6 protein-coding genes and 5 tRNA genes are annotated in these 7,437 nt (G+C 61.8%); 10 read left to right on the top strand and 1 reads right to left on the bottom strand.

Annotated elements, in window-relative coordinates; genetic code table 11:
- The first annotated feature begins 113 nt into the window (after positions 1 to 113).
- The 5 genes from KJQ12_RS19410 to KJQ12_RS19390 all read left to right on the top strand — a co-directional run bounded on the left by KJQ12_RS19410 (position 114) and on the right by KJQ12_RS19390 (position 665).
- Positions 114 to 189, top strand: a tRNA-Asn gene (locus KJQ12_RS19410).
- Positions 190 to 196: 7 nt separating this feature from the next.
- A tRNA-Ser gene (locus KJQ12_RS19405) sits at positions 197 to 287 on the top strand.
- Positions 288 to 375: 88 nt separating this feature from the next.
- A tRNA-Glu gene (locus tag KJQ12_RS19400) sits at positions 376 to 450 on the top strand.
- 1 nt (position 451) lies between these two features.
- Positions 452 to 527 (top strand) — tRNA-Lys (locus tag KJQ12_RS19395).
- 52 nt (positions 528 to 579) lie between these two features.
- A tRNA-Leu gene (locus tag KJQ12_RS19390) sits at positions 580 to 665 on the top strand.
- Positions 666 to 708: 43 nt separating this feature from the next.
- Here the strand turns inward: KJQ12_RS19390 and KJQ12_RS19385 are convergent.
- Positions 709 to 1,479, bottom strand: a complete 771-nt coding sequence (locus tag KJQ12_RS19385; RefSeq protein ID WP_213487125.1) for a hypothetical protein — start codon at positions 1,477 to 1,479, stop codon at positions 709 to 711.
- Positions 1,480 to 1,615: 136 nt separating this feature from the next.
- On the opposite strand from KJQ12_RS19385, the gene KJQ12_RS19795 reads away from it, so the two are divergent.
- From KJQ12_RS19795 to KJQ12_RS19365, 5 genes are all read left to right on the top strand, one after another.
- Positions 1,616 to 1,744, top strand: coding sequence for a hypothetical protein (locus tag KJQ12_RS19795; protein ID WP_015253926.1), 129 nt, complete (start codon positions 1,616 to 1,618; stop codon positions 1,742 to 1,744).
- Between the two features lie 175 nt (positions 1,745 to 1,919).
- Complete coding sequence (gene araD / locus KJQ12_RS19380) at positions 1,920 to 2,624, top strand: L-ribulose-5-phosphate 4-epimerase (protein WP_015253927.1); 705 nt, start codon at positions 1,920 to 1,922, stop codon at positions 2,622 to 2,624.
- Positions 2,625 to 2,642: 18 nt separating this feature from the next.
- Positions 2,643 to 4,322 (top strand): ribulokinase, encoded by a 1,680-nt coding sequence (locus tag KJQ12_RS19375; RefSeq protein ID WP_213487122.1) that lies wholly within the window; start codon positions 2,643 to 2,645, stop codon positions 4,320 to 4,322.
- Positions 4,315 to 5,802, top strand: coding sequence for an L-arabinose isomerase (gene araA / locus KJQ12_RS19370; protein ID WP_213487121.1), 1,488 nt, complete (start codon positions 4,315 to 4,317; stop codon positions 5,800 to 5,802). The genes KJQ12_RS19375 and araA overlap by 8 nt, the downstream gene beginning before the upstream one ends.
- Before the next feature lie 25 nt (positions 5,803 to 5,827).
- Positions 5,828 to 6,934 carry a GntR family transcriptional regulator gene (locus tag KJQ12_RS19365; protein ID WP_213487113.1) on the top strand — a complete coding sequence of 369 codons (1,107 nt, stop codon included), beginning with the start codon at positions 5,828 to 5,830 and terminating at the stop codon, positions 6,932 to 6,934.
- Positions 6,935 to 7,437 lie beyond the last annotated feature (503 nt).

Here is a 7,437-nt window from a genome sequence, read left to right as displayed (position 1 = left end):
CATTTCGACGTGAGTGATCCGATCCCCCTTCGGTAACATTTTACCTGAGTGATTGCGCATGCTTGACTCGAAAATCGAATCGTGATAAATTATTACTTGTCGCCGCGAAACGTTCCCTGATAGCTCAGTTGGTAGAGCACTCGGCTGTTAACCGAGTTGTCACAGGTTCGAGTCCTGTTCGGGGAGCCATCATCATGGAGAAGTACCCAAGTGGCTCAAGGGGACCCTCTGCTAAGGGGTTAGACTGCGCAAGCGGTGCGAGGGTTCGAATCCCTCCTTCTCCGCCATTCTTTGGTTGATTCGGCGGCAGCCTGACGGAAGACCGTCCGACGGTCTTTTTTGATGACAGCGGCTTTGGCTGCCGCTCACATGTTCGGCCCGTTGGTCAAGGGGTTAAGACACCTCCCTTTCACGGAGGTAACAGGGGTTCGAATCCCCTACGGGTCACCATGAGCCATTAGCTCAGTTGGTAGAGCACCTGACTTTTAATCAGGGTGTCGTAGGTTCGAGTCCTACATGGCTCACCAGTTTTTTTCTTCCGCCGGATCGGCGGACGCGGCATCGAGCCGAATCGAATATGCGGTAGTGGTGGAATTGGCAGACACGCTATCTTGAGGGGGTAGTGGGCATCGCCCGTGGAGGTTCGAGTCCTCTCTACCGCACCATTCGCAAATAAGAAGAACCCGGACAGGGTTCTTTTTTTCATGCTCAGAAGTAATCGTTCAGGATGCGCCGGATCTGGTTCTTGTCCGCAATCTCCGGCCCGAAATGGGCGGCCTTTCTCGCGCCGTTGTTCCACGGGGGGACGCTGAAGGCGTCCGTGTATCCCTTCAGCTTCCAGTACGACATTCTTGTGAACGAAATGCCCGTGTTGTCGGAATGGACATGGTTGATCCAGATCGGCTGACGGACGCAGATGAATTCGCGCGGCAGCGTCAGCGCGCTGCGATAGCCTTGGGACAGCTGAAGCCGCAATCCGGCCCTGTAGGCTTCCGCCGGATAGACGGTGGTCAGGAAGCTCGGCGCCCAGAAGAAAAACCGGGCCATCCGGTTCTGGACGGAATCGTAAGCATAGCCGTACTGCGGAATGAGCACAACCGGCGACTTCTTCGGAACATGGCGCTCCAGCAGGCTGACAAACGATCGATGGTACATGTCGTCGCTCTCGAGATTCACTTCGTACAGCAGATCGTATTCCTTGACAGCCTCCGCCACTTTCGCTTCATAGACCGGTTTCGTGACGAACGATACATGACCGGGGAGCGGAGGATGCTGCGCGAGGGCCGCCTGAATCAGCGCTTCGGACTGCGGGCGATAGAGCACGAACGCCTGAAACCGCTGCGTATCCTGTTTCAGCAGGCTGCGGAGCGTGTACCGCATGAAGATGCCGATCCGGCTGCGGATCCAGTCGGCGGTACCGGCCGCATCGGAAGAGTACCGGTTGTTGAACGGTATGACGAAAACAATTTTCTTCTTCAATGAGCATTCCCCGCTTTGCGTTTTTCGATCATCATATGCAGACAGACCGCCGGGAGGTTGGACACGCGGCTGGAGGTTGTAAGCGGCGGGCGGGGATGGTAGGATAGAGTGGACTGAGGATGAGGAGGGTGAAGCAATGGGTGTGCCGACAGGTGTATGGGTGGCGTCGATCGTCATCCTCATTTTGCTGGCCTGGATGACGTTCTGGGTCACGAACAAAGCGTATTCCCGCAAGTGGGAAGATACCGAGGATCCGAAATTGTAAAATCGGTGAACGATCTCAAGTTCCGCCGTATGGCCCGCCGCCGTGCGGCTTTTTTTTTTGCATGTAGTTGTATGTACAACTTTGTCGAATCCAACTTTATAATTGCCAACTTGTACGAACAAGTGCTACAATGCAAAAAGAAAGCCTTTACAATGAAGGGGGAGATGAGCCGCGCATGCTGGAAGCGCTGAAAGAAGAGGTGCTCGCCGCGAATCTCGATCTGCCGCGGTACGGCCTTGTCACATTCACTTGGGGCAATGTGAGCGGCATTGACCGGGAGAGCGGGCTGGTCGTCATCAAGCCGAGCGGCGTACCGTACGAGAAGCTGAAGGCGGACGATCTTGTCGTCGTCGATCTGGAAGGAAACAAGGTGGAAGGCGCGCTCAAGCCTTCGTCCGACACGCCGACGCATCTGGCGCTGTACCGGGCATTCCCGTCGATCGGCGGGATCGTGCATACGCACTCGCCCTGGGCGACCGCGTGGGCGCAGGCCGGAAGGGGCATTCCGGCGCTCGGCACGACGCACGCCGATTATTTCTACGGCGAAATTCCGTGCACGCGCCCGATGACGGAGGAGGAAATCCGCGGCGCCTACGAACTGGAGACGGGCAACGTCATCATCGAGACGTTCCGGACGCGGGGCATCGATCCGGCGATGGTGCCGGGCGTGCTCGTCCACTGCCACGCGCCGTTCGCGTGGGGCAAGGACGCGCACGAAGCGGTGCACAACGCGGTCGTGCTGGAAGAAGTCGCGAAGATCGGCCACCGGACGCTGCAGCTGCGCGAGGTCGGACCGATGGATCAGGCGCTGCTCGACCGGCATTTCCTTCGCAAGCACGGAGCGAACGCTTATTACGGCCAATCCGGGCCGACAGCCTGAGGAACGGGAGGAGCGGACATGGGGAAAAAATACGCGATCGGCATTGACTACGGCACGCAATCGGGACGCGCGGTACTCGTCGATCTGGCGGATGGGACGGAAGTTGCGGACCACGTGACGCCGTATCCCCACGGCGTCATTGACGAGAAGCTGCCGGGATCGGGCGTCAGGCTCGAGCCGGACTGGGCGCTGCAGCATCCCGACGATTACATTGAAGTGCTGCGGCGTTCGGTGCCGGCCGTGCTCGAAATGTCCGGCGTCGATCCGGACGATGTGATCGGGATCGGCATCGATTTCACGGCCTGCACGATGCTGCCGGTGGACGCGCAGGGCACGCCGCTCTGCATGCTGCCGCAGCACAGGGACAACCCGCACAGCTGGGTGAAGCTGTGGAAGCACCACGCGGCGCAGGACGAGGCGAACAAGATCAACCGGATCGCGGAAGCGCGCGGCGAGAAATGGCTCAAGCGGTACGGCGGCAAAATTTCGTCCGAATGGATGATCGCCAAGGTGTGGCAGATTCTGGACGAAGCGCCGGAGATTTATGACGCGGCCGACCAGTTCCTCGAAGCGACGGACTGGGTCATCGCGCAGCTGTCCGGCAACATTCTCCGCAACAGCTGCACGGCCGGCTACAAGGCGATCTGGCACAAGCAGGAGGGCTACCCGAGCCGCGAATATTTCAAGGCGCTCGACCCGCGCCTTGAGAATCTCACGGAGACGAAGCTGCGCGGCGAGATTGTGCCGCTCGGCACGCGCGCCGGCGGGCTGACACCGGAGATGGCGAAGATCACGGGCCTCAAGGAGGGGACGGCCGTCGCCGTCGGCAACGTCGACGCGCACGCGGCCGTGCCGGGGGTCGGCGTCACCGAGCCGGGCAAACTCGTCATGGCGATGGGCACGTCGATCTGCCATATGCTGCTCGGCACCGAAGAGCGTGAAGTCGAAGGCATGTGCGGCGTCGTCGAAGACGGCATCATTCCGGGATATTTCGGCTATGAAGCAGGCCAGTCTGCGGTCGGGGACATTTTCGAATGGTATGTGGAGGAAGCGGTTCCGGCCTATGTGAAAGAAGCGGCGGAACGCGAAGGTGTCAGCGTGCACGAGTGGCTCGAAGCGCGGGCGGCCAAGCTCAAGCCCGGCGAGTCGGGGCTGGTCGCGCTCGACTGGTGGAACGGCAACCGGTCCGTCCTCGTCGATGCCGATCTGACGGGCGTCATCGTCGGCTGCACGCTGCTGACGAAGCCGGAAGAGATCTACCGGGCGCTACTCGAAGCAACCGCGTACGGCACGCGCAAGATCGTCGAAGCGTTTGACAGCAACGGCGTCGAGGTGAAGGAGCTGTACGCCTGCGGCGGGCTGCCGCAGAAGAACCGGCTGCTCATGCAGATATACGCCGACGTGACGAACCGCGAGATCAAGGTGGCGGCGTCCCGGCAGACGCCGGCGGTCGGCGCGGCGATGTTCGCCGCGGTCGCGGCGGGTTCGGCGGCGGGCGGTTACGATTCGATCGTGGAAGCGGCGAAGAAGATGGCGCGCGTGCGGGAGGAATCGTTCAAGCCGATTCCGGAAAACGCGGCGATCTACGACCGGCTGTACAAGGAATACACGGCGCTGCATGACTATTTCGGACGCGGCGGCAACGATGTGATGAAACGGTTGAAAGCATTGAAAGAGGAGGTTACCCGTCATGCTTGAGACGAGAAAATATCGGTTCTGGTTCGCGGTCGGCAGCCAGCATTTGTACGGACCGGAGACGCTGGAGCAGGTTGCGGAAAACGCCCGGGCGATCGTCGCGGGACTGAACGCAAGCGGCGCGCTCGGCTATGAGCTGGTGCTGAAGCCGGTGCTGACGACGCCGGAGGACATCCGGCGCTTCATGATCGAAGCGAACGCGGACGACGCGTGCGCCGGCGTCATCACGTGGATGCACACGTTCTCGCCGTCGAAAATGTGGATCGGCGGGCTGTCGGTGCTCAAGAAACCGCTGCTGCACTTTGCGACGCAATACAACCGCGACATCCCGTGGGATTCGATCGATATGGATTTCATGAACCTGAACCAGGCCGCCCACGGCGACCGCGAGCACGGCCATATCCACGCGCGGATGGACGTCCGCCGGTCCGTCGTGTTCGGACACTGGGAAGACCGCGGGGCGCAGGAGCGGATCGGCGCGTGGATGCGGACGGCCGCTGCCTGGGCCGAAAGCCGGACGCTCAAAGTGCTGCGGATCGGCGACAACATGCGGCAGGTGGCCGTCACCGAAGGCGACAAGGTCGAAGCCGAGATTGTCTTCGGCTGGTCGGTGAACACCTGGGGCGTCGGCGATCTCGCCGAACGGGTGAACGCCGTGAGCGAAGCCGATGTGAAACGGTTGCTCGAAGAATACGGATCGCGTTATGATATCGTCGCGGATACCGAGGAGAAGCGGGAGGCGATCGCCTACCAGGCGCGGATCGAGCTCGGCCTGCGCTCGATGCTCGAGGAGGGCGGTTTCTCCGCGTTCACGACGACGTTCGAGGACTTGCACGGCCTGCGGCAGCTGCCCGGCCTCGCGGTGCAGCGGCTGATGGAAGACGGGTACGGCTTCGCGGGCGAAGGCGACTGGAAGACGGCCGCCCTCGTGCGGCTCATGAAAGTGATGGCGGGCGGCAAAGGCACGTCGTTCATGGAAGACTACACCTACCATCTCGAACCGGGCAACGAGCTGGTGCTCGGCGCGCACATGCTTGAGGTGTGCCCGACGATCGCGGCGGACAAACCGCGCATCGAAGTGCATCCGCTCGGCATCGGCGGCAAGGAGCCGCCGGCCCGGATGGTGTTCAACGGCCGGGCGGGCGCGGCGATCAACGCGTCGATCGTCGATCTCGGCAGCCGGTTCCGCCTGCTCGTGAACGAAGTCGAAGCGGTGCCGGTCGAGCGTCCGATGCCGAAGCTGCCGGTGGCGCGTGTGTTGTGGCGTGTTCTGCCGAACCTCAGGGATGGCGTCGAGTCGTGGATTCTCGCCGGCGGCGCGCACCATACCGGCTTCTCCTATCATGTGACGGCCGCGCAGATGGCCGATTTCGCCGAAATGGCCGGCATCGAGTCGGTCATCATCGGCAAGGATACGCGCCCGGACGCGCTGCGTCGGGAGCTCGTGCTCGCCGATCTGGCGTGGAAGCTGCGCAAGTCGTGAACGGAGGCAAGGCGGTGTCAACGGAATGACGCGCGGCGATCTGCCGAAATATTTGCAATTGAAGCAAGAGATTCTGTCCTGGCTGCACAGCGGCGAATGGAAGCCGCACGAGCTGCTGCCGTCGGAGAATGAACTGGCTGCCCGGTTCGGTATGAGCCGGCAGACCGTTCGCCAGACGTTGAACGAACTGGAGCAGGAAGGCTATCTGTATCGCCAGCGCGGCAAGGGAACGTTCGTGGCGCCGCCGGACTTCATCAAGGCCGGGGCGGCCCAGGCCGCCGTCGGCATGGTGACGACGTATATCTCGGACTACATCTTCCCGCACATTGTGCGGGGAGCGGAAGCGGTGCTGCGCGCCCATGGCATGGGGCTGTACCTGTCGAGCACCGACAACGACAAGCAGCGGGAACAAGGCAGTCTTCAGATGATGATGGACCGGGGAGTCGGCGGCCTGATCGTCGAGCCGACGAAAAGCGCGGAAGGCAATCCGAACCTGGAGCAGTTCCTGGCGTTCCGGTACCGCGGCATCCCGGTCGTCATGATCAACGCCCGCTATCCGGAACTGGACTGCCCGTGCCTGGTCTTGGACGACGAAGCCGGCGGATTCGCGGCGACGGAACATCTGATCAAGCTCGGGCACCGGCGGATCGCCGGATTTTTCAAAACGGACGACCTGCAGGGCACGCGCCGGATGAAAGGGTTTCTGCGCGCCATGAAGCATTACGGCGTGCCGATGCTGCCGGACGGCGTCGTCACGTACGCCTCGGAGAACAAATGGTCCCGTCCGGCCGAGGCGGCAGCCGGGCTGCTGCGGCGGAACGGCCGGCCGACGGCGTTCGTCTGCTACAACGACGAGCTGGCCGTCGCGCTGCTGCCGGCGATCCGCGCAGCCGGACTCGCCGTGCCGGACGATTTGTCGATCGTCGGGTTCGACGATTCGACGCTGGCCCAGGCGGCCGAAGTGAAGTTGACGACGCTGACCCATCCGAAGACGGCGATGGGCGAGCGGGCGGCGGAGATGCTGCTCCGCCTGATGGCCGATCCCTCGGCCGAGGCGGAGGACGTGACCTACGCGCCCGAACTGGTCGTCCGCGATTCGACTCGGGCGATCGGAGAAGAGACAGCGGTATAGCGGAAATGCGGGGACGGGGCTGGTCGAGAGTCGGAATGCGGCTTTTGGCCAGCCCTTGTTTTGTGCCCGAGGAGCTGCAACGCGGATACCACGTTACAGTGTCGATTCGAGTCCGGTGGATGCGTCTGTAACGCGGATACCACGTTACAGCGTCGATTCGAGTCCGGTGGGTGCTGCTGTAACGTGGATACCACGTTACAGCGTCGATTCGAGTCCGGTGGATGCGTCTGTAACGCGGATACCACGTTACAGCGTCGTTTCGAGCCCGGAGGTTGCGGCTGCAACGCGGATACCACGTTACAGCGTCGATTCGAGTCCGGTGGATGCGTCTGTAACGCGGATACCACGTTACAGCGTCGATTCGAGTCCGGTGGATGCGTCCTGTAACGCGGATACCACGTTACAGCGTCGATTCGAGTCCGGTGGATGCGTCTGTAACGCGGATACCACGTTACAGCGTCGTTTCGAGTCCGGTGGATGCGTCTGTAACGCGGATACCACGC

The sequence above is a fragment of the Thermobacillus xylanilyticus genome (assembly GCF_907165215.1).
GTDB lineage: Bacteria > Bacillota > Bacilli > Paenibacillales > Paenibacillaceae > Thermobacillus > Thermobacillus xylanilyticus.
This window is presented reverse-complemented; position numbering and strand designations above follow the sequence as displayed.